Annotated in this window: 2 protein-coding genes; both read left to right on the forward strand. The window is 78.1% G+C overall.

Annotated features, from left to right (window positions below; all coding sequences use genetic code 11):
• Positions 1 to 37: 37 nt before the first annotated feature.
• Positions 38 to 1,258 (forward strand): inositol-3-phosphate synthase, encoded by a 1,221-nt coding sequence (locus tag HYE82_RS36240; protein WP_179178470.1) that lies wholly within the window; start codon positions 38 to 40, stop codon positions 1,256 to 1,258.
• Positions 1,259 to 1,389: 131 nt separating this feature from the next.
• The coding region (locus HYE82_RS36245; protein ID WP_256988203.1) for a UbiA family prenyltransferase at positions 1,390 to 1,843 on the forward strand (454 nt) is incomplete at its 3' end.

Genomic DNA, 1,843 nt, shown 5'->3' on the forward strand with positions numbered 1-1,843 from the left:
CCCCACGCCCCGTACCCCTCAGGAGGATTGGCACACCATGCGAGACACGACCGGATCCGCACCCCGCATCGGCGTCTGGATGGTCGGCGCGCGAGGCTCGGTCGCCACGGCGGCCGTCGCCGGCGCGGCCGCCGTCGTCGCGGGTGCCGCCTCCCCCGTCGGATGCGTGACGGAGACCCCCGCGTTCCGCGGCGCGTCCCTCCCGGCCCTCGCCGACCTCGTGTTCGGCGGACACGACGTCGTCGGCACCCCGCTGTCGGCGCGGGCCCGCCGGCTCGCCGCGGCGGGCGTGCTGCCCGTCGCGGTCCTGCCCGCACTGGACGCCCCACTGGCCGCCGCCGAGCTGGAGATGCGCGACGGCTCGCTGCGGGACGGCGAGACCCAGGCCGAGGCCGCCGCCCGCCTCGCCGACGACATGGCCGCCTTCCGCGACCGGCACGGGCTGGAGCAGGTCGTCGTCGTCAACGTCTCCTCCACGGAGCCGCTGCCGGAGCCCGACCCCGCGTACCTGGACCTGGCCTCCTTCGAGGCGGCGCTCGCCGCCGGATCGCTCACCCTCCCGGCCAGCTCCCTGTACGCGTACGCCGCCTTCACCGCAGGCTGCTCCTACGTCAACTTCACCCCCTCCGCCGGGGCCTGTCTGCCCGCACTGGAGGAGCTGGCCCGGCTCCGCGGCGTCCCGCACGCCGGCCGCGACGGCAAGACCGGCGAAACCCTCGTCAAGAGCGCCCTCGCGCCGATGTTCACCCAGCGGGCACTGCGCCTGCGCTCCTGGTCCGGCACCAACCTGCTGGGCGGCGGCGACGGCGCGACCCTGGCCGACCCGGCGGCCGCCCGCTCCAAGGCCGAGTCCAAGCAGCGCAGCCTGGAGGAGACCGTCGGCCACGCCGTCCAGGGCCAGGTCCACATCGACAACGTCCCCGAGATGGGGGAGTGGAAGACCGCCTGGGACCACATCTCCTTCGAGGGCTTCCTCGGCATCCGGATGACCATGCAGTTCACCTGGCAGGGATGCGACTCGGCGCTGGCCGCCCCGCTGGTCCTGGACCTCGTCCGGCTGACGGCCCTCGCCGGCCGGCGCGGCGAGGCCGGCGCCCTGCCCGCCCTCGGCTTCTTCTTCAAGGACCCGGCCGGCTCCGCCGAGCACAACCTGACCCTGCAGTACGAGGCCCTCACCGCCTGGGCCGCCGGCCACGCCACCGCCGCCACGGCCTCCGCCGCCTCCGCCGCCCCGCCCGTAGCGGGAGCCCGCCCGTGAGCACCGCCCTCCGCGTCCCGCGCGCGCTCCGGGCCGCAGCCGCCCGCACGGCCCGTGCCGCCCGTGCCGCCCGCTCGGACGGGGGCGGCACGGCCGCGCCGCTGACCCTGCCGCCCTTCCCCGGCCGGGCGCTGCGGGCCCGCCGCACCCTGCGCGCCTACGCCGAACTGGTCCGGGCGCCCGCCGCCGCCACCGTCCCCGGCGACGTCCTCGCGGGGGCCCTGGCCGCCGGACGGGGCACCGGGCCGCGCACCCTCGGCCTCGCCGGCTCCTCCGTCTGCCTCTACTGGGCGGGCATGGCCCTCAACGACTGGGCCGACCGGGAGCTCGACGCCGCGGAACGCCCCGAACGCCCCCTGCCCTCGGGCCGGATCCGGCCCCGCGCAGCCCTCGCGGCCGCGGCCGGCCTGACCGTCGCCGGGCTCGGCATCGCCGCCCTCGCCGGCGGGCGCCGGACCGTACTGCGGCGCACCCTGCCGCTCGCCGCCGCCGTGTGGGCCTACGACCTCGGTGCCAAGCAGACCCCGCTGGGCCCGGCCGTGATGGCCGCCGCCCGGACCCTGGACGTCCTGCACGGCACCGGGC

This window comes from Streptomyces sp. BR123, from assembly GCF_013401435.1.
GTDB lineage: Bacteria > Actinomycetota > Actinomycetes > Streptomycetales > Streptomycetaceae > Streptomyces.